20 protein-coding genes are annotated in these 24,136 nt (G+C 68.6%); 8 read left to right on the top strand and 12 right to left on the bottom strand.

Going from position 1 to position 24,136, the window contains the following annotated elements; all coding sequences use genetic code 11:
- Window positions 1–97: 97 nt before the first annotated feature.
- From hflX to EA796_RS14930, 7 genes are all read right to left on the bottom strand, one after another.
- On the bottom strand, window positions 98–1,399 hold the full coding sequence (gene hflX / locus EA796_RS14900) for a ribosome rescue GTPase HflX (protein ID WP_122109160.1): 1,302 nt from the start codon (window positions 1,397–1,399) through the stop codon (window positions 98–100).
- A 13-nt stretch (window positions 1,400–1,412) separates the two neighbouring features.
- Complete coding sequence (hfq, locus tag EA796_RS14905) at window positions 1,413–1,673, bottom strand: RNA chaperone Hfq (protein WP_021442389.1); 261 nt, start codon at window positions 1,671–1,673, stop codon at window positions 1,413–1,415.
- Window positions 1,674–1,773: 100 nt separating this feature from the next.
- Window positions 1,774–2,715 (bottom strand): tRNA (adenosine(37)-N6)-dimethylallyltransferase MiaA, encoded by a 942-nt coding sequence (gene miaA, locus EA796_RS14910; protein WP_218567637.1) that lies wholly within the window; start codon window positions 2,713–2,715, stop codon window positions 1,774–1,776.
- Between the two features lie 33 nt (window positions 2,716–2,748).
- A complete protein-coding gene (mutL, locus tag EA796_RS14915) occupies window positions 2,749–4,629 on the bottom strand; it encodes a DNA mismatch repair endonuclease MutL (protein ID WP_178082567.1) in 1,881 nt (626 codons plus the stop codon).
- Window positions 4,629–6,059, bottom strand: coding sequence for an N-acetylmuramoyl-L-alanine amidase (locus EA796_RS14920; protein WP_218567634.1), 1,431 nt, complete (start codon window positions 6,057–6,059; stop codon window positions 4,629–4,631). The genes mutL and EA796_RS14920 overlap by 1 nt, the downstream gene beginning before the upstream one ends.
- A gap of 8 nt (window positions 6,060–6,067) precedes the next feature.
- A complete protein-coding gene (tsaE, locus tag EA796_RS14925; RefSeq protein ID WP_031303737.1) occupies window positions 6,068–6,535 on the bottom strand; it encodes a tRNA (adenosine(37)-N6)-threonylcarbamoyltransferase complex ATPase subunit type 1 TsaE in 468 nt (155 codons plus the stop codon).
- Window positions 6,523–8,022, bottom strand: a complete 1,500-nt coding sequence (locus tag EA796_RS14930) for an NAD(P)H-hydrate dehydratase (RefSeq protein ID WP_122109164.1) — start codon at window positions 8,020–8,022, stop codon at window positions 6,523–6,525. Before EA796_RS14930 ends, tsaE begins: the two co-directional genes overlap by 13 nt.
- Before the next feature lie 60 nt (window positions 8,023–8,082).
- Here EA796_RS14930 and queG point away from each other — a divergent pair, with 60 nt between their 5' ends.
- Window positions 8,083–9,156 carry a tRNA epoxyqueuosine(34) reductase QueG gene (gene queG, locus EA796_RS14935; protein ID WP_122109165.1) on the top strand — a complete coding sequence of 358 codons (1,074 nt, stop codon included), beginning with the start codon at window positions 8,083–8,085 and terminating at the stop codon, window positions 9,154–9,156.
- Window positions 9,157–9,239: 83 nt separating this feature from the next.
- Here the strand turns inward: queG and orn are convergent, their stop codons facing one another.
- Together orn and EA796_RS14945 are read right to left on the bottom strand one after the other, a co-directional pair.
- Window positions 9,240–9,782, bottom strand: a complete 543-nt coding sequence (gene orn, locus EA796_RS14940) for an oligoribonuclease (protein ID WP_021444983.1) — start codon at window positions 9,780–9,782, stop codon at window positions 9,240–9,242.
- A gap of 31 nt (window positions 9,783–9,813) precedes the next feature.
- Window positions 9,814–10,605: a trans-aconitate 2-methyltransferase gene (locus EA796_RS14945; RefSeq protein ID WP_122109166.1), complete on the bottom strand. Its 792-nt coding sequence runs from the start codon at window positions 10,603–10,605 to the stop codon at window positions 9,814–9,816.
- A gap of 90 nt (window positions 10,606–10,695) precedes the next feature.
- On the opposite strand from EA796_RS14945, the gene rsgA reads away from it, so the two are divergent.
- Entirely contained in the window at window positions 10,696–11,727 is a 1,032-nt protein-coding gene (gene rsgA, locus EA796_RS14950) for a small ribosomal subunit biogenesis GTPase RsgA (protein WP_122109167.1), read from the top strand.
- A gap of 38 nt (window positions 11,728–11,765) precedes the next feature.
- Here rsgA and motB read toward each other — a convergent pair whose 3' ends face one another.
- Both motB and motA read right to left on the bottom strand, forming a co-directional pair.
- Window positions 11,766–12,761, bottom strand: a complete 996-nt coding sequence (gene motB / locus EA796_RS14955; RefSeq protein WP_122109168.1) for a flagellar motor protein MotB — start codon at window positions 12,759–12,761, stop codon at window positions 11,766–11,768.
- A gap of 3 nt (window positions 12,762–12,764) precedes the next feature.
- Window positions 12,765–13,616, bottom strand: a complete 852-nt coding sequence (gene motA / locus EA796_RS14960; RefSeq protein ID WP_122109169.1) for a flagellar motor stator protein MotA — start codon at window positions 13,614–13,616, stop codon at window positions 12,765–12,767.
- Between the two features lie 117 nt (window positions 13,617–13,733).
- On the opposite strand from motA, the gene EA796_RS14965 reads away from it, so the two are divergent.
- From EA796_RS14965 to EA796_RS14985, 5 genes are all read left to right on the top strand, one after another.
- Entirely contained in the window at window positions 13,734–15,257 is a 1,524-nt protein-coding gene (locus EA796_RS14965) for an HDOD domain-containing protein (protein WP_122109170.1), read from the top strand.
- Window positions 15,258–15,301: 44 nt separating this feature from the next.
- Entirely contained in the window at window positions 15,302–16,117 is an 816-nt protein-coding gene (locus tag EA796_RS14970; RefSeq protein ID WP_122109171.1) for a rhodanese-like domain-containing protein, read from the top strand.
- A 68-nt stretch (window positions 16,118–16,185) separates the two neighbouring features.
- The gene (gene asd, locus EA796_RS14975; RefSeq protein WP_122109172.1) at window positions 16,186–17,046 is read left to right on the top strand and encodes an archaetidylserine decarboxylase; all 861 of its coding nucleotides are present in this window, start codon (window positions 16,186–16,188) and stop codon (window positions 17,044–17,046) included.
- A 168-nt stretch (window positions 17,047–17,214) separates the two neighbouring features.
- Window positions 17,215–19,017 carry a molecular chaperone gene (locus EA796_RS14980; RefSeq protein ID WP_122109173.1) on the top strand — a complete coding sequence of 601 codons (1,803 nt, stop codon included), beginning with the start codon at window positions 17,215–17,217 and terminating at the stop codon, window positions 19,015–19,017.
- 64 nt (window positions 19,018–19,081) lie between these two features.
- Complete coding sequence (locus tag EA796_RS14985) at window positions 19,082–21,151, top strand: EAL domain-containing protein (RefSeq protein WP_122109174.1); 2,070 nt, start codon at window positions 19,082–19,084, stop codon at window positions 21,149–21,151.
- 56 nt (window positions 21,152–21,207) lie between these two features.
- On the opposite strand, the gene serB is transcribed toward EA796_RS14985, so the two are convergent.
- Window positions 21,208–22,422, bottom strand: coding sequence for a phosphoserine phosphatase SerB (gene serB / locus EA796_RS14990; RefSeq protein ID WP_122109175.1), 1,215 nt, complete (start codon window positions 22,420–22,422; stop codon window positions 21,208–21,210).
- A gap of 175 nt (window positions 22,423–22,597) precedes the next feature.
- On the opposite strand from serB, the gene EA796_RS14995 reads away from it, so the two are divergent.
- Window positions 22,598–24,133, top strand: a complete 1,536-nt coding sequence (locus EA796_RS14995; RefSeq protein ID WP_122109176.1) for an AhpA/YtjB family protein — start codon at window positions 22,598–22,600, stop codon at window positions 24,131–24,133.
- Window positions 24,134–24,136 lie beyond the last annotated feature (3 nt).

Below are 24,136 nucleotides of genomic sequence, written 5' to 3' on the forward strand. Positions count from 1 at the left end.
AGCGTTCTCCGTACTGATAAAGCGAAGGCGCGCCCACGGCGCGCCCGCCAATGCTACCCAATGCCCGATGGCGGCGGCAAAGCCACTGCCCCGGGCTTTATTGCAAAGTGTGTTGCTCGATGAAGGCCTGCGGCTCCAGCCCTTCGCGACTGACCAGGCGATTGAGCTCGACCCGCGGCAGACGCACCGACAACAGACTCTGCCCCTGCTCGTCGTGCCCCTCGCTCTGCACCGCCCCGAGGGCGAAGAACTGCGCGCGCAGACGCCCCAGGCACTGCGGCAACTGCAGAGTACCGACGAACAGATCCTCGCCGAGCAACTCGGCCACGGCCTGGCGCAACAACTCCAGACCACGCCCCTCGCGCGCCGACAACCACACCCGCAGCGGCTTGCCGTCGGCATCGCGCTGAATCTGCGGCTCGACACCTTCCAACAAATCCAGCTTGTTGTACACCTCGAGCATCGGCAACTCGTCTGCGCCGATCTCCTTGAGCACCGCCTGCACCTGCTCGATCTGCGCCATGCGCTCGGGCTCGTGGGCGTCGATCACGTGCAGCAGCAGGTCGGAGTTGCTCGATTCCTCGAGCGTAGCGCGGAAGGCCTCGACCAGCTTGTGCGGCAGATGGCGAATGAAGCCCACGGTATCGGCCAGCACTATGGGCCCGAGGTCGTCCAGTTCGAGCCGACGCAGGGTCGGGTCGAGGGTGGCGAACAGCTGATCGGCGGCATAGACCGCGGAGGCGGTCAGCGCGTTGAACAGGGTGGACTTGCCGGCGTTGGTGTAGCCGACCAGCGATACCGAGGGGATATCCGCGCGCCGACGCCCGCGCCGCGCCTGCTCGCGCTGGCTGCGCACCTTCTCCAGCTTCTGTTTGATCTGGCGGATGCGCACCCGCAGCAGGCGGCGGTCGGTTTCCAGCTGGGTTTCCCCCGGCCCACGCAGACCGATACCACCCTTCTGCCGTTCCAGGTGGGTCCAGCCGCGTACCAGGCGCGTGCTCATGTGGTCGAGCTGCGCCAGCTCGACCTGCAGCTTACCTTCGTGGGTACGCGCGCGCTGGGCGAAGATATCGAGGATCAGGCCGGTGCGATCGAGCACGCGGCATTCGAAGGCGCGCTCGAGGTTGCGCTCCTGGCTGGGGGTCAGAGTGTGGTTGAAGATGACCAGATCGGCCTCTTCAGCCTTGACCTGGTCGCGCAGCTCCTCGACCTTGCCGCTGCCGATCAGGTACTTGGCGGTCAGGCGGCTGCTCGGCACGCTGAAAAAGGCGACCATGTCGGCACCTGCCGACATGGCCAGCTCCTGGAACTCCTGGGGGTCTTCGCTCGCCTCGGAGTCTTGGCCGTCCAGATGAACCAGGATGGCCCGCTCACCGCCCTCATGACGCTCGAAGAACAATGCAGCCCCCTAGTCAGGCGTTACCCGGCTCGGCTTCGGCCTGTTCGGAGTCGCCGGCACTGGGCAGGCGCACCGGACGGCTGGGCACGACGGTGGAAATGGCATGTTTGTAGACCATCTGGCTGACGGTGTTCTTCAGCAGGATGACGAACTGGTCGAACGATTCGATCTGGCCCTGCAATTTGATGCCGTTGACCAGATAGATGGAAACAGGGACGCGTTCCTTACGCAGGGTATTCAGGTAAGGGTCTTGTAGCGAATGCCCTTTTGACATGTGCCGCACTCCTTTCGAGGATCAATTTCAATAATTTTAGTAGGTAAACAATGGCTTCAGGCCGCCCCACCCCCAAGGATAGACGGCCAGCGGCAAGGTCTCAGTTCAATATGGAGACGCTTTGCAGGTATTTCAAGGCGCGAGACAGATTGTCGCAGGCCAGGCTGTCCAGCCAGTGCAGGTCGTCCCAGCCGCGCAGCCAGGTGAACTGCCGCTTGGCCAACTGCCGCGTGGCGATCACGCCGCGCTCGACCATCTCCGCCCGCGACAACCCGCCATCGAGGTATTCCCACACCTGGCGATAGCCTACCGCTCGTATAGACGGCAATCCCGCGTGCAAGTCACTTCGGCGGCGCAGGGCTTCGACCTCTTCGACGAACCCCTGTTCCAGCATCGCCTGAAATCGCCTGGCGATGCGCGCATGCAAGACCTGACGCTGCGCCGGAGCGATAGCAAGCTGCGCAACAGTATAGGGCAATTGCCCGGCGCCCGGCGCCCCTGCGTCGGGATTTCCCGCCGCCTGGCGCAGGCGGTGCTCGCTCATGCTCAGACCGCTGACGCGGTAGACCTCCAGCGCCCGGGTCAGGCGCTGCGGATCGTTGGGATGGATGCGCGCCGCCGATTCAGGATCGACCGCGGCCAGCTCGCGGTGCAGCGCCTCCCAACCTTCGACCGCGGCGCGCGCCTCCAGCTCGGCGCGCACGGCGGGATCGGCGCTGGGCATGTCGGCCAACCCCTCCAGCAACGCCTTGTAATACAGCATGGTGCCGCCCACCAGCAGCGGGATGCGTCCGCGCGCAGCGCTCTCGGCCATGGCCGCCAGGGCATCGACGCGAAATTCTGCCGCCGAATAGCTCTCGGCCGGGTCGCGAATGTCGATCAGGGCGTGGGGAAATTCCGCCAAAACGGCCTTGTCCGGCTTGGCGGTGCCGATGTCCATGCCGCGATAGACCAGCGCCGAGTCGACGCTGATCAGGTCGCACGGCAGCACGCGGGCCAGCTCCAGGGCCAGGTCGGTCTTGCCGGCGGCAGTCGGCCCCATCAGGAAGATGGCCGGCGGTAACGGCTTGGCCACTCAGCGCCCCCGCAGGAACAGCTTGTCGAGGTCGTCCATGCCCAGCTGGGTCCAGGTCGGCCGGCCGTGGTTGCACTGGCCGCTGCGCTCGGTCTGCTCCATGTCGCGCAGCAGGGCGTTCATCTCCGGCAGGGTCAGGCGGCGGTTGGCGCGCACCGCGCCGTGGCAGGCCATGGTCGCCAGCAGCTCGTTGAGATGGGCCTGGATGCGGTCGCTGGTGCCGTACTCCAGCAGGTCGGCGAGCACGTCGCGCACCAGCTGGGTGGCCTCGGCCTGCTTGAGCAGCGCCGGAATCTGGCGAATCGCCAGACTCTCCTCGCCCAGGCGCTGCAGCTCGAAACCGAGGCGCTGGAACCACTCGGCGTGCTCCTCGGCGCAGTCGGCCTCGCGCTGGCTGAGGGCGATGGACTCCGGCACCAGCAGCGGCTGGCCGCGCAGCCCCTCGCTGGCCATGGCCTGCTTGAGCCGTTCGTAGGTGATGCGCTCGTGCGCCGCGTGCATGTCCACCAGCACCATGCCCTGAGCGTTCTCGGCGAGGATGTAGACGCCCTTGAGCTGGGCCAGCGCATAGCCCAGCGGCGGCACGTCGCCCTGCTCCTGCGGCAGCGCCGGTGCCTGGGCGCCGGGCAGCGGCGCGAAGTAGTCGCGGTAGGCCGCCTGGGCCTCGGCGGCCGGAACCCCGGGGTTGCCGGCCGGCTGCTGATAACCCGCGCCGGCGCCGCGCCAGGCCGGCTGCGGACTGGCAAGCGGGGTTTCCAGCACACTGGCGGCCAGGCCCATCTCGCCCTGCGGGCCGAACTCGCCGGCGGCCAGGCCGCTGGGCCGCACCATGGGCATCACGGCGGCGGGCGCGGCGACCTGATCTTCCGGGCGCACGTCGGCCAGGGCGCGGTGCAGGGTGCCGTAGAGGAAGTCATGCACCATGCGGCTGTCGCGGAAACGTACCTCGTGCTTGGTCGGGTGCACGTTGACGTCCACCGTGCTCGGGTCGATTTCCAGGAACAGCACGAAAGTCGGATGACGGCCGTTGAACAGCACGTCGCGATAGGCCTGGCGCACCGCATGGGCGACCAGCTTGTCGCGCACCATGCGGCCGTTGACGTAGAAGTACTGCAGGTCGGCCTGGCTACGGGAGAAGGTCGGCAGGCCGACCCAGCCCCACAGGCGCAGGCCGCCGCGCTCGATCTCGATCGGCAACGCCTGTTCGAGGAAGGCCGGCCCGCACACCGCGGCGACGCGCCGCGCGCGACTGATCTCGTCGCCCGCCTCATGCAGGCTGAGCACGCTCTTGCCGTTGTGACGCAGGTGGAAGCCCACGTCGAAACGGGCCAGCGCCAGGCGCTTGATCACTTCCTGCAGGTGGTCGAACTCGGTCTTCTCGGCGCGCAGGAACTTGCGCCGCGCCGGGGTGTTGAAGAACAGGTCGCGCACCTCCACCGAGGTGCCCACCGGGTGCGCCGCCGGCTGCACCCGCGGCTGCATGTCGCGACCCTCGGTCTCCACCTGCCAGGCCTGCTCGGCGTCCGCCGTGCGCGAGGTCAGGGTCAGGCGCGACACCGAGCTGATCGAGGCCAGCGCCTCGCCGCGAAAGCCCATGCTGAGCACGGCTTCGAGGTCTTCCAGTTCGCGGATCTTGCTGGTGGCGTGGCGCGCCAGAGCCAGCGGCAGGTCGTCGGGGGCGATGCCGCCGCCGTCGTCGCGCACCTTGAGCAGTTTGACGCCGCCCTGCTCGACTTCCACGTCGATGCGCCGTGCCCCGGAGTCCAGGCTGTTTTCCAGCAGTTCCTTGGCCACCGAGGCGGGACGCTCGACCACTTCGCCGGCGGCGATCTGGTTGGCCAGGCGCGGGCTGAGCAGGTGTATACGGGACATAACGCTCACTACTGGGCCGCCAGTGCCGTGGCGGGAATCTGCAGGGTCTGGCCGACCTTGATCACGTCGCCATTGAGGTTGTTGGTGCTGCGCAGCAACGCCAGGCTGATCTGGTAGCGCTGGGCGATCAGCGCCAGGCTCTCGCCGCGCGCCACCACGTGTTCGCGCGGGGCCGGGGCGATCTTGCCCTCGTCGCGCAGCCAGGCGATGTAGGTGCCCGGCGGCGGATTCTCGCGGAAGAATTGGCGGATGCCGGTCTGGATCGAACGCGCCAGCGCCTGCTGGTGGCTGGCGGTATGCAGCTTGCGCGCCTCATTGGGGTTGGAGATGAAGCCGGTCTCGACCAGGATCGACGGAATGTCCGGGGATTTGAGCACCATGAAGCCGGCCTGCTCGACCCGGCGCTTGTGCAGCGAGGTGATGCTGCCCATGTTCGACAGCACCTTCTGCCCGACGTTGAGGCTGGAGCTCAGCGAGGCGGTCATCGACAGATCGAGCAGCACGCCGGCGAGCATCTTGTCCTTGTCGTCCAGGCTGACGTTGCCGGCACCGCCGATCAGGTCGGACTGGTTTTCCGCATCGGCCAGCCAGCGCGCGGTCTCCGAGGTGGCGCCGCGCTCGGACAGCGCGTACACCGAGGCGCCGAAGGCGGCGGCGCGGGGCGCAGCGTCGGCGTGGATGGAGACGAACAGGTCGGCGCCCTTCTTGCGGGCGATCTCGGTGCGCTTGCGCAGCGGAATGAAGTAGTCGCCGGTGCGCACCAACTCGCCGCGGAACCCCTTCTCGGCGTTGATCTGCCGTTGCAGCTCCTTGGCGATGGCCAGGGTCACGTGCTTCTCGTACTGGCCCTTGACCGGCGCCAGCGCGCCCGGGTCCTCGCCGCCGTGGCCGGCGTCGATGGCGATGACGATGTCGCGCTTGCCATTGGGTACTGGCGTCAGCTTGGGTGGCGGCTGGGTCGGGGTGACCGGCACCGGCGGCGTCGTGGCGGCCACGCTGGGCGCCTGGGTCGGCGCCGGCGCACTGCCGTTCTGGTCGAACAGGTCGACCACCAGGCGATGGCCGTACTGCTGGTTGGGCGCCAGGGCGAAGCTCTTCGGCGTCACCGGCGCCGACAGGTCGATGACCACGCGCAGCTCTTCGGCGCTACGCTGGGCCGAGCGCACGCCGGTGATCGGGGTATTGGCCAGCGACAGCTGGCCGAGGTTGGTCGCCAGCTTCGCGCCGCTGACGTCAATGACGATGCGGTTGGGCGCGGCCAGGGTGAACACGCTGTGCTGCACCGGGCCGGACAAATCGAAGACCAGCCGGGTATTGTCCGGCGCGCGCCACAATCGCACGCTGCGCACATCGGAGGCGGCCAGCACCTCGGCAGCCAGGGCCGCCCACAACACCCCCACAGCGGTAACCAGCGCGCCTATGCGCATACCCAACCCCATCAATCTATTTATGCTTGGCCTGCCAACAGTGCACACCAGGCTTGCCCGCGCGCCCCATGTGCCTGCAACAGCAGCGAACGGCCGCTCGCTTGCGGGCTAATGGTAATGTCCAGGTCGGGCTTTGGCAAAACGCCGGCGCCGCGCTCGGGCCATTCGATCAGGCACAGCGCATCGCCTTCGAAGTAATCGCGGATGCCGAGAAACTCCAGCTCCTCCGGGTCGACCAGGCGATACAGGTCGAAATGGAAGGCGCGCACGGCGCCGATCTCGTAGGGTTCGACCAGGGTGAAGGTCGGGCTCTTGACCGCCCCGGCATGGCCCAGGCCGCGCAGCATGCCGCGCGACAGGGTGGTCTTGCCGGCGCCCAGATCGCCGTGCAGGTAGATGATGCCGGCACCGCCGCTGACCTCGGCGAGCCGCGCGCCGAGGGCCAGCATCGCCGCCTCGTCGGCGGCCTCGAGTCTCAATTCAGACAAGGACACAACTCCTCCAGTAACTGACGAATGGCAGGGGGCAGATCGCCGGCAGCCAGCCCGCGCCCCTGTTCGGCGAGCCGTTCGCCCGCCCGGGCATGCAGCCAGACCGCCAGGCAGGCCGCCTCGAACGGCGCCAGGCCCTGCGTCAGCAGGGCACCGAGCAGACCGGCCAGGACGTCGCCGAGACCGGCGCCGGCCATCGCCGGGTGACCGCGGTCGCACAGCGCCAGACGCCCGTCCGGCGCCGCGATCAGGCTGCCGGCGCCCTTGAGCACCACCACCAGCCCCAAAAGCTGCGCCAGCGCCCGCGCCGCCGCCGGCCGATCCGCCTGCACCTCGGCCGTGCTCATCCCCAGCAGGCGCGCCGCCTCGCCCGGGTGGGGGGTGAGCACACCCAGGCGCGGCGCGGCGACCCGACCGGCGGCCAGCAGGTTTAGCGCATCGGCGTCCCACACCTGCGGCCGCCCGACGGCGGCGACAGCCGACAGCAGGCCACGCCCCCAGGCCCCCTGGCCCAGCCCCGGGCCGACCACGCAGACATCGGCGCGCTCGAGCAGCGGCAGCAGCTGGTTGGCCGACAGCACGCCGGCACACATCACCTCCGGGCGGCGCACCAGCGCGGCGGCCACATGCTCCTCGCGGGTGGCCAGCGACACCAGCCCGGCGCCGGCGCGCAGCGCAGCGTCGGCGCCGAGCAGCGCGGCGCCGCCCATGCCCAGGTCGCCGCCGACCACCAGCAGGTGACCGAACTGGCCCTTGTGCGCCGTCGGCACGCGCGGCGCCAGGCGCGGCAGGTTGGCTACATCCAGGCGCTGCGCCACGCTCGGCGCCTGCGCCAGCAGCTCGGCATCGCCCTGCAGGTCGTCGAACTGCAGCTCGCCGCACAGCTCCGGGCCGGCGCCGGTCAGCAGGCCCAGCTTGAGGCCGATAAAAGTCACCGTCAGCTCGGCGCGCACCGCCACGCCCAATGGCGCGCCGCTGTCGGCGTGCAACCCGGAGGGAATGTCCACCGCCAGCACCGGCAGGCCGCTGGCACCGATCAGGCGGATGGCCTGGGCGTAAGGCTCGCGCACCGCGCCGGACAGCCCGGTGCCGAGCAGGGCATCGACCAGTACGCCGGCCAGCGGCGCGCATTCGCTCCAGGGGCGGATCTCCACGCCGGCGGCCTGCGCCTCGGCATGGGCCTGCGCGGCATCGCCGCCCAGCGCCGCCGGCTCGCCCAGCGCCAGCACGCGCACGCGCCAGCCGGCGCGCCGGGCCAGCGCGGCGATCAGGTAACCGTCGCCGGCGTTGTTGCCGCGCCCGGCCAGCACGGTGATCTCGCCGGCCCCCGGCCAGCGCCGACGCAGCGCACGCCAGGCGGCATGGGCGGCGCGCTGCATCAGCTCGAAGCCGGGGATGCCGGCGGCGATCAGCCGGGCGTCCAGCGCGCGCACCTGTTCGGCACTGTGCAGAGTCAAGGGCAAGGGGGTAGGTGTCGGACGCATGGCTCGCTCGTGGCGGATGTCTGGCAGAATTATACCCACCTCCCCTGCGGTTGCCCTGCAATGTCAGTTTCTTCCCTCGATCTCCCCGCCCTCGCCCAGTCGATCAAGGACTGGGGCCGCGAGCTGGGCTTCCAGCAGGTGGGCATCGCCGGTGTCGAACTGGGCGAGCACGAAGCGCACCTCAAACGCTGGCTGGCCGCCGGCTACCAGGGCGAGATGGACTACATGGCCGCCCACGGCAGCAAACGCTCGCACCCGGAGCAGCTGGTGCCGGGCACCCTGCGGGTCGTGTCGCTGCGCATGGACTACCTGCCCGGCGATACGCAGATGGCCCGGCGCCTGGCCGAGCCTGAAAAAGCCTACGTGTCGCGCTACGCCCTGGGCCGCGACTACCACAAGCTGATCCGCAAGCGCCTGCAGCAACTGGCCGAACGCATCCAGACGGCGATAGGGCCGTTCGGCTACCGCGCCTTCGTCGACAGCGCGCCGGTGCTGGAAAAGGCCATCGCCGAACAGGCCGGCCTCGGCTGGATCGGCAAGAACACCCTGGTGCTCAATCGCAAGGCCGGTAGCTATTTCTTCCTCGGCGAACTGTTCGTCGACCTGCCGCTGCCGGTCGATGCGCCGCACGGCAGCGAGCACTGCGGACGCTGCAGCGCCTGCCTGGACATCTGCCCGACCGCCGCCTTCGTCGGCCCCTATGTGCTGGATGCGCGGCGCTGCATCTCCTATCTCACCATCGAGCTGAAGGGGCCGATTCCGGTCGAACTGCGTGAGCCCATCGGCAACCGGGTGTTCGGCTGCGACGACTGCCAGATCGTCTGTCCGTGGAACCGCTTCGCCCGCCCCACCGTGCAGGGCGACTTCCAGCCGCGCCACGGCCTGGACAACGCCGGCCTGGCCGAGCTGTTCCTGTGGACCGAAGAGGAGTTTCTGGCCCGTACCGAAGGCTCGCCGCTGCGCCGCGCCGGCTACGAGCGCTGGCTGCGCAACCTGGCGGTCGGCCTGGGCAATGCGCCCTCGACCATCCCGGTGCTGGAGGCATTGCAGGCGAGGCGCGAGCATCCGTCGGAACTGGTACGCGAGCATGTCGAGTGGGCGCTGGCGCGGCACCAGGAGCGTGGGTTGGGTTGAGGCGCGCAGCGCCGCAGCCCAACGCGCCATCCCCGCAACTGGGCTCAGCACCAGCCTGCCGGCGCCCCCCCCCTGCACCCGGCTCAGACCTTGAGGAAATGCTCGCGGTAATGACGCAGCTCGGCGATGGACTCGCGGATATCGTCCAGCGCCTGGTGGGTGGCGGTCTTCTGGAAGCTGTCCCTGACCTGCGGCGCCCACATGCCGGCGAGAATCTTCAGGGTCGAGACGTCCAGATAGCGGTAGTGGAAGTAGGCTTCCAGATTGGGCATGTACTTGTAGAGGAAGCGCCGATCCTGACCGATGCTGTTGCCGCAGATCGGCGACTTGCCCTTGGGCACCCACTGCTCGAGGAAGGCGAGGGTCTGCGCCTCGGCCGCCGCGGTGTCGATGCGGCTCTCGCGCACGCGCTGGGTCAGGCCGCTCTGGCCGTGGGTGCGGGTGTTCCACTCGTCCATCGCGGCCAGCGCCGCGTCGCTCTGGTGAATGGCGATCACCGGGCCCTCGGCCAGCACGTTCAGTTCGCTGTCGGTGACGATGGTGGCCATCTCGATGATCACGTCCCGCTCCGGCTCCAGGCCGGTCATCTCCAGGTCGATCCAGATCAGGTTGTTGGGGTTCTGCATGGTGTGCGGCTCCTTGGCTCAGGCGGCAAGTCTAGCGGATATCGGCGCCGCCGTTCTGCCACAGCAGCAACTGCGTCTGCCGCCCCTGGTTCAGTTCGCGCACGGCATTTGGGGCCACCCCGGGGATGGCGAAGCTGTTGCTGATCAACCAGCTGCCGGGCGCCATCTCCTCCCGCGCCTTGGCCCACAGGCGCGCCATCGGCACCGGCGAGAGGAAACAGTAGACGACGTCGAACGGTGCCAACTCGGTACGCCACAGGCTCCCGTAGCGGATGCTGCAGTTGCCCTGCCCCAGGCAGCGCAGCCAGGCCAGGAGAAACAGCAGCGGCGCGCTCTCGACGCCGACGAAGCGCCCGCGCGGGAAGCGCCGCGCCAGGTGCAGCAGGGTGCCGGCAGTGCCGCAACCAAGATCGACGAAACGCGGCGGCGCCTCGCGCGCCGCCAGCCAATCGCCCAGTTGCTGGCGCGCGCGCGTGCCGCTGAGGTACAGCGGCACGCGCTCGTGCAGGCTGTTCCAGTTGACCAGCAGCAGCAGGGCAAAGCCCAGCAGGTAGAGCCAGCCCGGCAGCGCCGCCTGCTGCAGCAACCACAGCGCCGGCAGGAAGGCCAGGTTGATCCCCAGCCACCAGCGCGACAGCCCCAGGCGCCAGCCGATAGCCGCCGCCAGCGCCCCCTGCGCCAGCGCCGCCAGCCATAGCGGAAGGCGCAGCGGCGACAGCAGCGCCAGCCCGTAGACCGCCGCCAGCAGCAGGACGACGGCCAGCCCCTGGGCCAGCATTACCCGGCGCCAAGGTCGCTGCAGCGCCCCTTCACGCTCGTCCATCCCACCCCCTGAAGGTCAAATCGAGGCCGCGGCGCCCATGCTAAACTCGCGCGGCTTGTTTCCCGGCAACTCTACCCACTCGGAATCCCCATGGCCAAACGCCAACTCAACCGCCGCCAGAGCTGGCGCATCGAAAAGATCCAGGGCGAACGCGCGGCCCGCGCCGCCAAGCGCGAATCGCGCGCCGTCGAGGCCCTGGAAGGCGGCGACCTGGGCCCGGAGCAGACCGGCCTGGTGATCGCCCACTTCGGCGTACAGGTGGAGATCGAGGCGCTGCAGGGCGAGCTGGCTGGCCAGACCTTCCGCTGCCACCTGCGCGCCAACCTGCCGGCGCTGGTCACCGGCGATCAGGTGGTGTGGCGCGCCGGTAACCAGGGCGACGGCGTGATAGTCGCCCAGCTGCCGCGGCGCAGCGAGCTGTGCCGGCCGGACATGCGCGGCGCGCTCAAGCCGGTGGCGGCCAACGTCGACCAGATCGTCATCGTCTTCGCCCCGCTGCCCGAGCCGCACGCCAACCTGATCGACCGCTACCTGGTGGCCGCCGAGCATGCCGGCATCCGCCCGCTGCTGCTGTTGAACAAGGCCGACCTGATCGATGCGCAGAACCAGGTCGCGCTAAACGCCCTGCTCGACGTCTACCGCCAGCTCGGCTACCCGCTGCTGGAGGTCTCGGCTCATCAGGGCGACGGCATGGAGCAGCTGAAGAAGCGCCTGGACGGCCACGTCAGCGTGTTCGTCGGCCAGTCCGGGGTGGGCAAGTCGTCGCTGGTCAACAGCCTGCTGCCCGGGGTCGATACCCGCGTCGGCGCGCTGTCGGAACTGACCGGCAAGGGCACCCACACCACCACCACCGCGCGGCTGTTCCACTTTCCCGGCGGCGGCCAGCTGATCGACTCGCCCGGCATCCGCGAGTTCGGCCTCGGCCACGTCAGCAGGGATGACGTGGAAGCCGGCTTTATCGAATTCCACGACTTGCTCGGGCGCTGCCGCTTCCGCGACTGCAAGCACGACCGCGAGCCGGGTTGCGCGCTGCTCCTGGCCCTGGAGGAAGGACGCATCCAGCCGCAGCGCATGGCCAGCTACCGGCATATTCTCGCCAGCCTGCCCGAAGACGAGTATTGAGCGGCGCCGACGCGCGCCAGTAAGCGGGAGGCCGAGGCCTACTGGTCGACCGGCCGATCGAACTGCAGCGCGCCGTCCTCGAAGATGTTCAAGCGCTCGCGCACCTGCTCGCCCGGCAGCGGCTCGTCGGTCGCGCCGGGCGCCGCCGGTGCGGCCTCGGCAGGTGCCGGCGGCGCTTCGTCGCTGCCCTGCTCACCCTCGATGGCGCGCTGCGCCTTCTTGGTCAGCACGATGATGTCGATGCGCCGGTTGACCGGATTGAAGGGGTCGTCGCGGTCGAACAGGGCCGAAGAGGCGTAACCGACCACCCGCGCCACCTGCTCGTCGGCATAGCCGCCGGCGATCAGGGTGCGCCGCGCAGCGTTGGCGCGATTGGCCGACAGCTCCCAGTTGCCGAAATCGCCGCGACCGACGAAGGGTTTGGCGTCGGTGTGGCCGCTGACGCTGATCTTGTTCGGCACCGTGCGAATGGTGTCGGCCATGGCCAGTAGGATGTCCTCGAAATAGGGCTGCAGCTCGGCGCTGCCGAGGGCGAACATCGGCCGGTTCTCGGCGTCCATGATCTGGATGCGCAGGCCGTCCTGGGTGATCTCGAACAGGATCTGGTCCTTGAAGCGCTGCAGCTCGGGGTTCTCGTCTACCTTGTTCTGCAGTTCCTGCAGCAGCAGCTCCAGGCGCTCGCGCTCCAGCTTGTCGGCCAGGGTCTCGACCTGGTCGGCGTCGATCTCCACGTCCTGGCTGTCGGTCAGGTCCTGGATTTCCGGATTGAGGGTTCGCTCCGGCGCCGGCGTCGGCGTACCGCCGAGGTCGATGGCGTGCGGGCTGGCGCTCTCGGTGAAGCCGATGGGGTCCTGGAAGTAACCGGAAATGGCCTTCTTCTGCTCCGGGGTGGCCGAGGACATCAACCACATCACCAGGAAGAACGCCATCATGGCCGTGGCGAAGTCGGCGAAGGCGATCTTCCAGGCGCCGCCGTGGTGCCCGCCGGCGCGCTTCTTGCCGCGTTTGACGATGATCGGCTGGTTGTTTTCCATGGCTTAGTTGCCGCGCATGGCCTGTTCGAGCTCGGTGAAGCTCGGCCGGTGCGCCGGGAACAGCACCTTGCGGCCGAACTCCACCGCCAGGCTCGGCGGCATGCCCGAGGCCGAAGCAACCAGGGTCGCCTTGATCGCCTCGTAAAGGTTGACCTCCTCCTTGGCGTCGTGCTCCAGCGCCACCGACAGCGGACCGAAAAAGCCATAGGAGGCGAGGATGCCGAGGAAGGTGCCGACCAGCGCGGTGGCGACCTTCTCGCCAATCTGCGCGTTGTCCGCCTCGGCGAGGATCGACATGGTGATGACGATGCCCAGCACCGCGGCGACGATACCCATGGCCGGCAGGCCGTCGGCGACCTTGGCCACCGCATGGGCGGGGTGCTCCACATCCTCCTTGAGGCTGGCCAGTTCCATGTCGAACAGGCCCTCCAGCTCATGCGGGGCCATGTTGCCGGAGGACATGATGCGCAGATAGTCGCAGATGAAGGCGGTCATCCGCGCGTCCTTGAGCACCCCTGGGTACTTGCTGAAGATCGGGCTGGCGTTGGGGTCCTCGATGTCCGCCTCGATGGCCATCATGCCTTCGCGGCGGCTCTTGTTGAGGATCTCGTATAGCAGCTTGAGCACTTCCAGGTAATAGGTGTGGGTGAAGCGGGTGCCGAACATGCTCACCGACTTCTTGAATACCGTCATGAACATGCTGCCCGGGTTGGCCTGGAGGAAGCCGCCCAGCGCCGCACCACCGATGATCAGCACTTCGTAGGGATGAACGAGCGCCATGAACTGCCCGCCGGACAGGACGAAGCCGCCGAAGACGCAGCCCAGAACCACGATGATGCCGATGATTTTTGCCATAGAAGAGTGCTTGCAGAGCCAAGAGAGAGGGTTATTAAAAACAACCCTTCTAATTATCGGAACTTATACGCCAGACTATAGCCAGTTAAGGTCAAAAGCCAGTTCGGCTCAACTCACATGTCGACGCCAAAGCCCCTGCCACGCACCCTCGACGCCTGGCTGCAACAGCTGGCCAAGCTGCCCCTGCCGATCGAGCAGGAGCAGCATGCACGCCTGCGGCGCACCCTCGGCGACGGCCGCCGCACCTGGGGCGAGATCGCTGAGGCGATCGAACTCAGCCCGACCTTTGCCCTGCAGGTGCTGCGCGAGGCCAACCAGGCCGGCGGCACCCTCAGCGACCCGGCCGACAGCCTGGAGACGGCGCTGGCCCGCCTCGGTCTGAAGCGCTGCGAAACCCTGCTCAACCAGGCCCCCGCCCTGCCGGCAGGGGAAATCCCGCTGGCCCTGCGCCAACTCCTGCTGATCAGCCAGCATGCCAGCCAGCAGGCGCGCGGCCTGTTCGGCGCACGTCTGGCGCGCCTGTGGAACGAGCTGCATGGCTGCAGCCTGCTGTTTCTCGCCCCGCTCTGGCCGCTGCTATGCGCCCATCCGCAGCTGTTCGAGGCCTGGGAGCAGCGCATCCTGGTCAAGGGCGAGCGGCCGGCCAAGGTGGAGCAGGAGCTGCTCGGCGTGCCGCTGCTGCAGCTGTGCCTGCAACTGGCCGAACGCTGGCGCCTGCCGGAGTGGATAGTGCAGGGCTACCGCCTGCTGGAGCGCGACCGCCGCCTGCTGGTCAAGGCGCTGCATATCGCCCGCGACAACCAGCACCCGCTGCACCAGCAACAGTTGCTCGATGCCGACATCCCCTTGCGCCGCTGGCTGACCCAGCCGAGCAACTGCGTGCTGCTGGCCAACGGCCTGGCGCTGTCGGCGCACCAGGCCTGGAACGCCCCGCACAGCCTGCGCTGGCAGTGCCTGACCGGGCTCTACCTGCAGCTGCCGCTGGCCGAGGTGCAGCAGGAAGTGCACCGACACGCGGTAAGCAGCGCCCGCCTGAACCACGACGCCCAGCTCTGGCACCCGGCCCAGGCCCTGCTCTGGCCCTGGGACGCCCGTCGCCTGAACCCGCCACGCAGCCCGGCGCCGGCGCCCAGAAGCGACGCCCTCGACGCCTGGCGCCAGCACTGCGCCCGCCTGCTGGCCGAGCCCAGCGCCTTCGCCAACGTCCTGCAGCTGACCGCCTGCGCCCGCGACGCCGTGCAGGCCTGCGGCCTGAACCGGGTGCTGTTGCTACTCGCGGATCGTCAGCACAGCCGCCTGCAGGCCCAGCAGCAGGCGGGGCTGGAGCCGGGCGCCAGCGCCCTGAACCTGGACCCGGCGCACAGCCAGGTGCTGCGCCGGCTGCTCGCCGAACCCGGCCAGCTGCGCCTGAGCCCGGCCAATATCGCCCAGTTCTCCGCCCTGCTGCCGGGCAGCCTGAAGGCGCTGTTCCCCGGCGACCACCTGCTGCTGCGCTCGCTGGCCAGCAATGGCCGGGTGGTCATGCTGCTGGTCGCCGACCAGGGCGGCCAGCCGTTCAACGAGCTCGGCCTGCAGGCCTTCGGTAAAACCGTGCAATGCATCGAGCGCGCCCTGGCCAGCTTCGCCAGGCGCGGGCGCTAGCCCTTTCCGCTACAATCGGCCTCTTTTCATTCGAGGAGGCCTCCATGTCCGCCTTCGCCAACCTGCCCCTGGTGATCGAGCCCGCCGAGCTGGCCAGCCGCCTGGACGCCGCCGAGCTGATCCTGGTCGACCTCAGCGGAGCGGCGCGCTATACCGCCGGGCACATCCCCGGCGCGCGCTGGGTCGACAGCAAGCGCACCCAGTTGGGCCAGCCGCCCGCCCCCGGCCTGGTCCCGCCACAGGCGCAGCTCGAAGCGCTGTTCGCCGAACTGGGCCATCGTCCGGACGCCACCTACGTGGTCTACGACGACGAGGGCGGCCCCTGGGCCGGGCGCTTCATCTGGCTGCTCGACGTGATCGGCCACAGCCGCTACCACTTCCTCAATGGCGGCCTGCAGGCCTGGATCGGCGAGGGCCGCGCACTGAGCCAGGACAGCCCGTCGGCGCAGCACACGCCGGTGGCGCTGACCCTGCACGACGAGCCGACGGCCAGCCGCGACTATGTGCAGGCGCGCCTGGGCGCCGCCGACCTGGCGATCTGGGACGCCCGCGGCGCGGACGAATACCGCGGCGAGAAACTCAGCTCGGCGCGCGGCGGCCATATCCCCGGTGCGGTCAATTTCGAGTGGACCGCCGGCATGGATCCGCAGCGCGGCCTGCGCATCCGCGACGACATCGCCGAAGTGCTGCAGGATCTGGGCATCACCCCCGACAAGGAAGTGATCACCCACTGCCAGACCCACCGCCGTTCCGGCTTCACCTACGTGGTGGCCAAGGCGCTGGGTTATCCGCGGGTCAAGGCCTACGCCGGCTCCTGGGCCGAGTGGGGCAACCTGCCCGATACCCCGATCGAGCGCTGAACCCGGACGCCAATCAGCTGCACGCGCCGGCTGCCTCAGCACCGGCTCCGAACCCTCAAGGACACACGATGAAACAACGCCTGTTTATCCTCAGCCAGTACCTGCTGCCCCACCACCTGCTGTCGCGGCTGATCGGCTGCGTCGCCGAATGCCGCATCGGCTGGCTGAAGAACCCGCTGATCACCTGGTTCGCCAAGCGCTACCAGGTGAACATGAGCGAAGCCCGGGTCGAGGACCTGCGCACCTACGAGCACTTCAACGCCTTCTTCACCCGCGCCCTGAAGGACGGCGCCCGCCCGCTGGACGAGACCCCCGGCGCCATCCTCTGCCCGGCCGACGGCGCCATCAGCCAGCTCGGCGCCATCGAGCACGGCCGCCTGTTCCAGGCCAAGGGCCACAGCTTCAGCGCCGTCGAACTGCTCGGCGGCGACGCCGAGCGCGCCGCGCCCTTCATGGGCGGCCAGTTCGCCACCGTGTACCTGTCACCCAAGGACTACCACCGCGTGCATATGCCGCTGGCGGGGACCCTGCGCGAGATGGTCTATGTGCCGGGGCGGCTGTTCTCGGTCAACCAGACCACCGCGGAGAACGTGCCCGAGCTGTTCGCCCGCAACGAGCGGGTGGTCTGCCTGTTCGACACCGAGCGCGGGCCGATGGCCGTGGTGCTGGTCGGCGCGATGATAGTCGCCAGCGTCGAGACGGTCTGGGCCGGCCTGGTCACCCCGCCCAAGCGCGAGCTGAAGAGCACCCGTTACGACGCCGCCGCGCGCGCGCCGATCGAACTGGCCAAGGGCGCCGAACTCGGTCGTTTCAAGCTGGGCTCCACCGCCATCGTGCTGTTCGGCCCGCAGCAGGTGCAGTGGGCCGCCGAACTGGGCGCCGGCAGCGCCGTGCGCATGGGCCAGTTGCTGGGCCACGCCGGGGCCTGAGCAACGCCGCGGCACTGAACCCGGTCGCAGACCGCCTGGTCATAGTTGCGTACTCTGGCACGACCGCCCGTCCCCGGGATGGGCTGCGACCGCGGCGAGATGCTGCTAGAGTTCGCGAGACTATTACGAGAGCCGCTAGCCTTTGCGTGGCCGGAGTATCCGAGTTTGATGGATAAACAGAGTCCCCACCTACTGCTGTTGCGTGTCCCCACCCCGAGCAAGCCAAGCCTGAGCTTCTGCGACGGCAGCCCCCGCGACCTCAAGCGCTGGCTCGCCGCCCTGCCCAAGGCCAACATCGGTGAGACCGCGCGCCAGCTGTACCAGAGCCTGGTGGAACTCAACCAATTCCTCACCCCCTCGGAAAACCGCCTGCGACTGCTGGAGCTGCTGCGCCCGGAAGTGCACTTCGTCTGCCAGCACCTGGAACGCCACTTCCTCAACCAGGCCATCGTCCTCGACGAGCGCCCACGCAAGGTCGCCAACCTGTGCCAGGCGCTGCAGAACCACCTGGCCGTCGGCTACAAGCTGATCATCTCGCGGGCCATGGCGCGCAGCGGCAAGGAGCGCGACCAGCTGCTCGCCGTTGCCCTGCAGCGCGCCAGCCACAGCCTGTGCAACCCGCTGATCCGCGCCAGCCAGCTGTACTGCCCGGTGCCCGAAGGCCTGTGGCTGGAACTGCACCAGCTGTATCAGATCGCCAGTGAGCAGCGCCTGCAGCGCCAGGCGATCCGCGACCCGCTGGCGCGCCATTCGCCCGCCCTGAGCACCGAGCAGTGCTACCTGATCGCCCTGCTGCTCGGCTGCGCGCGCACCAACCAGATGCGCCAGCACGGCATCGCCCGCCTGGCCGAAGCGCTGGAGCCCTGGAGCGCGCTGGTCAGCCTGCAGGCCGGCGACCTGCCGAGCAGCCTGTTCGTCCTTGCCCCGCAAGTGGACGGCCCGCCGCGCTACAAGTCGCTGTACCCCGACAACGAACTGCACAACCTGCTGGGCATCGACCCGCAGCCGCTGGTGGACGCGATCAGGGAATACCTGCTGCTGCCAGAGGAGGACCGGCCCAGATCGCGCCTGCCGGTGCCCGAAGGCATGAGCCTGGACCTGCTGCAACACGTCGGTGCCGCCTGGGGCGATATCGCCGAGCGCACCTTCCAGCGCACCAGCGGCCGCGGCAACCTGACCCTGTGCATCGGCATGAGTGCGCTGCATTTCTTCCTCGCCGGCGAACAGTCCTTCGGCGAGGTGCTCAAGCGCCCCAGCGAGGCCGGCGCCGCGGTGTTCAAGCCCGCGACCGGCGCCCCGGACGTCTGGGCCAACGCCTTCGACGCGCAGCGCATCGGCAGCGACTTCCACTTCGAAGAGATCCAGTACAGCAAGGTCAGTACCGGCGAGCAGCCCGCCGAGCCGGAAAGCAGCAATGAAAGCTATCCCACTTACGCGCTGGCCATCGTCAACCATAGCCCCGGCGGCTACTGCCTGTCCTGGGCCAAGGAAGTGCCCGCCCAGTTGCAGGCCGGCGAACTGCTCGGCGTGCAGGACAGCCCCAGCCAGGGCTGGAGCGTGGCCATCGTGCGTTGGATCCGCCAGGTGCGCGGCGGCGGCACGCAGATGGGCATCGAGCTGATCGCTCCGCATGCCCGCTCCTGTGGCCTGCAACTGGTGCGCAAGGCCGAGCAGAACAGCCAGTACCTGCGCGCCCTGCTGCTGCCGGAGATCAGCGCCATCTCGCGCCCGGCCAGCCTGATCACGCCGCGCCTGCCGTTCCAGGAAGGCAGCAAGGTGTTGATCAATGACCACGGCGAGGAACACCGCGCGGTGCTGACCCGCAAACAGGCCAGTACCGGCAGCTTCAACCAGTTCGAGTATCACCGCGTCGGTGCCAAAGAAGGCGCCGCCGGGAAGCCGGTCACAGCCTCGCAAAGCCAGAAACCGGCCGGGGAGGAAGATTTTGACTCACTCTGGAAGTCGCTGTAGGCTGCGGCCAACTCACCATTTGTCGCCTTTTCGCGCCCGTTCGGCGCGGTATTGACCCCACCCTATGGCCATCGAAAAGAAAACCATCCGCCTGCTGATTCTCGAGGATTCGCAGAACGAAGCCGAGCGCCTGGTCAGTCTGTTCCGCAATGCCGGACACGCCACCCGCGTGCACCGCCTCAGCTCCAGCGATGACCTCGCCGAGACCCTGCAACAGACCTGGGATCTGCTGATCTGCGCACCGAGCAGCGAGCAGCTCGACCCCGGCGAGGCGATCGGCGCCATTCGCCGCCAGGCCAAGGACATCCCGGTGCTGCAGCTGGTCGAGGGCAACGATTCCGAACTCATCACCGAGGCGCTGCTGTTCGGCGCGCAGGACGCCCTGCCGCAGGGCGAGGACGAGCGCCTGGTGCTGGTGGCCAAGCGCGAGCTGGCCAACCTCGAGGAACGCCGCGCCCGCCGCGCCGCCGAAGTGGCCCTGCGCGAGGCGGAAAAGCGCTGCCAGCTGCTGCTGGAAAGCTCGGTGGACGCCATCACCTACGTCCACGACGGCATGCACATCTACGCCAACCGCGCCTACCTGGAGCTGTTCAGGTACGAGGATGGCGAGGAGCTGGAAGGCATGCCGATGATCGACCTGATCGCCAGTGCCGACCAGGGCGCGTTCAAGGACTTCCTGAAGAACTACCAGAGCGCCGAGGGCAACGCCGAGCTGGCCTGCCAGGGCGTGCGCGCCGACGGCAGCAGCTTCGCCGCGCAGATGAGCTTTTCCCCGGCCACCTACGACGGCGAGCCGTGCATCCAGGTGGTGATCCGCGCCGAGACCTCCAACGCCGAGCTGGAGGAGAAACTGCGCGAGATCAGCAGCCAGGACCTGGTCACCGGCCTGTTCAACCGCAACCACTTCCTCGAGCTGATGGACGCCGCCGCCGAGCGCGCGGTCAACGCCGGGCAGCCGTCCGCCCTGGCCTATATCCGCGTCGACCGCTACGCCGGCCTGCAGGGCGAGATCGGCCTGGCCGGCATCGACCTGCTGCTCACCGACCTGACCGCCCTGCTGCGCGCGCACTTTGCGCCCGACACCCAGCTGGCGCGCTTCGGCGACGACGTGTTCGCCGCGCTGCTGCCGGGGCAGATGCCCGAACAGTGCGAAGACAGCCTCGCCGCGCTGCTGAAGAAGGTCGAAGGGCACATGTTCGACGTCAACGGCCGCACGGTGCAGACCAGCCTGTCGATCGGCGTCGCCGGCCTCAGCGAGAAGACCGCCAAGGCCCAGGCAGTCATCGACCGCGCCCACCGCTGTGCCGACGAGCTGGCCGAGGGCAATGCGCTGAAGCTGTTCAACCCGGCCGACGAACTGGCTGCCGCGGCCAACCGCGGCAACCTGCTGGCGATGGTGCAGCAGGCGCTGGAGAACAACAGCTTCCGCCTGCTGTTCCAGCCGATCATCAGCCTGCGCGGCGACGCCCACGAACACTACGAAGTGCTGCTGCGCCTGCTCAGTCCGCAGGGCGAGGAAGTGCCGCCTGCCGAGTTCCTCGCCGCCGCCAAGGATGCCGGCCTGGGCGAGAAGATCGACCGCTGGGTGATCCTCAGCTCGATCAAGCTACTCGCCGACCACCGCGCCAAGGGCCACAACACCCGCCTGTTCGTCCACCTGTCCAGCGCCAGCCTGCAGGACCAGACCCTGCTGCCTTGGCTCAGCGTGGCGCTCAAGGCGGCGCGCCTGCCGTCCGACGCGCTGGTGTTCCAGTTCAGCGAACCGGATGCCATCGCCTACCTGAAACAGGCCAAGGCGCTGACCCAGGGTCTGGCCGAGCTGCACTGCAAGGTGGCGCTGAGCCAGTTCGGCTGCGCGCTCAACCCCTTCAACACGCTCAAGCACCTGCAGGTAGACTTCGTCAAGATCGACGGTTCCTTCTCCCAGGAGCTGGGCAACGCCGACAACCAGGAGGCGCTGAAGACCCTGCTCAGCAGCCTGCACGCCCAGGCCAAGCTGACCATAGTGCCCTTCGTCGAGAGCGCCAGCGTGCTGGCGACCCTCTGGCAGGCCGGGGTCAACTTCATCCAGGGCTACTACCTGCAGGGGCCGAGCCAGTCGATGGACTACGACTTCTCCGCCGGCGATGAGTAACCCGCGCCGCCACGAAAAAGCCGCCTCGAAGGGCGGCTTTTTTCTGGGCGATGCCGTTACTCCTGGCCTTCGCGGTCGCGAAAGCCGAGCAGGTAGAGGATGCCGTCCAGGCCCAGGGTGGAGATCGCCTGCTTGGCCGACTGCTTGACCAGCGGCTTGGCACGGAAGGCCACGCCGAGACCGGCCAGGCCGAGCATCGGCAGGTCGTTGGCGCCGTCGCCGACGGCGATGGTCTGCTCCAGCTGCAGGCCTTCGCGCTCGGCCAGCTGACGCAGCAGGTCGGCCTTGCGCTGGGCGTCGACTATGGGCTCCACCGCCACGCCGGTGACCTTGCCGTCTTCGATCTGCAGCTCGTTGGCGAACACGTAGTCGATGCCCAGCTTGGCCTGCAGCTGCTTGGCGAAGTACGTGAAGCCGCCGGAGAGGATGGCGGTCTTGTAGCCCAGGCGCTTGAGTTCGGCGAACAGCGTCTCGGCGCCCTCGGTCAGGCGCAGCGAGGCGCCGATTTCCTCCAGCACGTCCTCGGACAGGCCCTTGAGCAGGCCCAGGCGCTCCCTGAAGCTGGCGGCGAAATCCAGCTCGCCGCGCATGGCGCGCTCGGTGATCTCGGCCACCTGCTCGCCGACGCCGGCGGCCTTAGCCAGCTCGTCGATCACCTCGGCCTCGATCAGCGTCGAATCCATGTCGAAGACCGCCAGGCGGCGGTTGCGGCGGAACACCGAGTCGCGCTGGAAGGCGATGTCGACGTTGAGTTCCTGCGCCACGCTGAGGAACTCGGCACGCAGCGCCGCCGGGTCGGCCGGCTCGCCGCGCACCGAGAACTCGATGCAGCCCTTGCCCTGCTCGGCCGGCATGTCCAGCGGCATGCGCCCGGACAGACGGTCGATATGGTCGATATTCAGACCGTACTTGGCGGTGATGGCGCTGACCCGCTGCAGCTGCTCGGCGCTGACCTTGCGCGTCAGCAGGGTGACGATATGCCGGGCCTTGCCCTGGCCGCCCACCCACTGCCGGTAATCCTCCTCCGAGACCGGGGTGAAGCGCACCTGCTGGTCCAGCTCGTAGCCGGTGAACAACACTTCCTTGAGCACCGACTGGGCGCGGGCGTTGTCGGGTATCTCGATGAGGATGCCGAACGACAGGGTGTCGTGGATCACCGCCTGGCCGATGTCGAGGATATTCACCCCGCCCTGGGCCAGCACGCCGGTGATGGCGGCGGTAAGACCGGGGCGGTCTTCGCCGGTGATGTTGATCAGGACGATTTCGCGCAAGGCGCACCCTCCGGGGCAGACGATTGAGAGGCATGAGGCGGCGAACGACCGCCAGGCCGAGGAAAAGGCGCACATTCTACCCAGTTCCGCGCCAGACGGGCACGCTCGCCGCTTTGCCCGCCACAGGGCGACCGCTATACTGCGCGGCAACTTCAGTCGACAAGAGCCGTGCTCTGTGAACCGGCCCGCGCCCGTCAAACCCGATAATTTCTTCCTGCTGATCTTCCACGCCCTGCGCCAGCGGCGCGTGCCCCTGGTCCTGCGCATCGCCAGCCACAGCCTGCTGCTGGTGGCTCTGGCCATGCTGATCTACGCCTGGGTCATGGGCATGCAGTTCAAGCAGGCCATGCAGCAGCAGGCCGATGCCCTCGGCCAGAGCCTGATCACCCAGACCGCCACCTCGGCCACCGAACTGCTGGTGTCCAACGACATCCTCAGCCTCAACGTGCTGCTGAACAACCTGGCGAAGAACCCGCTGGTGGCCCACGCCGCCATCTACAGCGTGGACAACCGCATCCTCGCCGAGGCCGGCGCACGGCCGACGCGCAGCGTGCTGGGCGAGAGCGAAGGGCTGTACTCCACGCCCATCACCTTCCAGGAGGTGATCGCCGGGCAGCTGCGCATCAGCCTGGACATGCGCCAGTTCCAGCAGCCGATGACCATCAGCCTGCAGAGCATGGGCATCCTCAGCCTGATCCTGCTGGCCCTGACCCTGTCGCTGAGCATGCGCCTGGGCCGGCATATCTCCACCCCGCTGCTGCAGCTGCGCCTGTGGCTGCGCGACCCGGACGACCCAGCCCCCGGCGCCGGGCGCAACGACGAGATCGGCGACCTGGCGCGCCAGCTGCAGTCCCGTCTGGTGCCGGAAAAACCGGAGCCCGAGCCGGAGTTCGACGACGAACCCGCCTTCGCCGACAGCGACGCCTACCCGGACGAACAGGACGACAGCGCCTTCGCCGAGCTGGACGACGAGGTGCCGGTCGTCGACGAGCGCGTCTTCGCCGAGCACGAGCCTGGCGATGACCGCGACCAGCCGCTCAAGCCCTGGCCCGAGTCGATAGCGCCGGACGATCCCTTCGCCGAACTGAGCGACGAGCCCGAGGCGCCCGCTGCGGCAGCACCGGCGCCGCGCCAGGCCCAGGCCAGCGCGGTGCTGGCCATCCAGCTCGGCGCCCAGGAGCAGCTGCGGCGCCTGCCGCGCACGCGCCTGCTGGACCTGCTGGAACGCTATCGCGGCTGCCTGGAACAGGCCGCCGCGCTCTATCAGGGCCAGCTGCACACGCTCAAGGACGGCAGCAGCCTGATGCTGTTCCACGAACAGGAATGCGGCGAGGACTACCTGACCCACGCCATCTGCTGCGGCGAGCTGATGCGCGCCCTCGGCCACGCCCTGCAGATCGAGGTGGCCGACAGCGGCATCACCCTGCAACTGCAGCTGGGCCTGACCCTGGGCAGCGACCTGGACGGCCTCGGCCAGGCCGAGCTGCTGCTTAGCGACAGCGCCCTGGACGCCCTGGCGCTGTCGCAGCACAGCCGCAATCTGCTGCTGGTGGAACAGCGGGTGGCGCAGGATGGCCTGGCGCGTCAGCGCGCACGCATCCGCCCGATCGCCAGCCCGGAGGGCGCCAGCTGTGTCGAGCGCCTACTCGACCCCTACCCGGCGCTGCTGGAGCGCCAGCTGACGCGCATGCACGAAAGCCGGGCGCACTGACGC

The sequence above is a fragment of the Pseudomonas sp. AOB-7 genome (genome assembly GCF_003696305.1).
Classification (GTDB): domain Bacteria; phylum Pseudomonadota; class Gammaproteobacteria; order Pseudomonadales; family Pseudomonadaceae; genus Aquipseudomonas.

Excerpts from the sequence above, each read along its gene's own strand:
- hfq (WP_021442389.1), bottom strand. The coding sequence starts at position 1,673 with ATGTCAAAAGGGCATTCGCTACAAGACCCTTACCTGAATACCCTGCGT.
- miaA (WP_218567637.1), bottom strand. The coding sequence starts at position 2,715 with ATGGGGCCGACTGCCGCCGGCAAGACCGACCTGGCCCTGGAGCTGGCC.
- EA796_RS14920 (WP_218567634.1), bottom strand. The coding sequence starts at position 6,059 with ATGGGGTTGGGTATGCGCATAGGCGCGCTGGTTACCGCTGTGGGGGTG.
- EA796_RS14930 (WP_122109164.1), bottom strand. The coding sequence starts at position 8,022 with ATGCGTCCGACACCTACCCCCTTGCCCTTGACTCTGCACAGTGCCGAA.
- queG (WP_122109165.1), top strand. The coding sequence starts at position 8,083 with ATGTCAGTTTCTTCCCTCGATCTCCCCGCCCTCGCCCAGTCGATCAAG.
- orn (WP_021444983.1), bottom strand. The coding sequence starts at position 9,782 with ATGCAGAACCCCAACAACCTGATCTGGATCGACCTGGAGATGACCGGC.
- EA796_RS14945 (WP_122109166.1), bottom strand. The coding sequence starts at position 10,605 with ATGGACGAGCGTGAAGGGGCGCTGCAGCGACCTTGGCGCCGGGTAATG.
- rsgA (WP_122109167.1), top strand. The coding sequence starts at position 10,696 with ATGGCCAAACGCCAACTCAACCGCCGCCAGAGCTGGCGCATCGAAAAG.
- motB (WP_122109168.1), bottom strand. The coding sequence starts at position 12,761 with ATGGAAAACAACCAGCCGATCATCGTCAAACGCGGCAAGAAGCGCGCC.
- motA (WP_122109169.1), bottom strand. The coding sequence starts at position 13,616 with ATGGCAAAAATCATCGGCATCATCGTGGTTCTGGGCTGCGTCTTCGGC.
- EA796_RS14965 (WP_122109170.1), top strand. The coding sequence starts at position 13,734 with ATGTCGACGCCAAAGCCCCTGCCACGCACCCTCGACGCCTGGCTGCAA.
- EA796_RS14970 (WP_122109171.1), top strand. The coding sequence starts at position 15,302 with ATGTCCGCCTTCGCCAACCTGCCCCTGGTGATCGAGCCCGCCGAGCTG.
- asd (WP_122109172.1), top strand. The coding sequence starts at position 16,186 with ATGAAACAACGCCTGTTTATCCTCAGCCAGTACCTGCTGCCCCACCAC.
- EA796_RS14980 (WP_122109173.1), top strand. The coding sequence starts at position 17,215 with ATGGATAAACAGAGTCCCCACCTACTGCTGTTGCGTGTCCCCACCCCG.
- EA796_RS14985 (WP_122109174.1), top strand. The coding sequence starts at position 19,082 with ATGGCCATCGAAAAGAAAACCATCCGCCTGCTGATTCTCGAGGATTCG.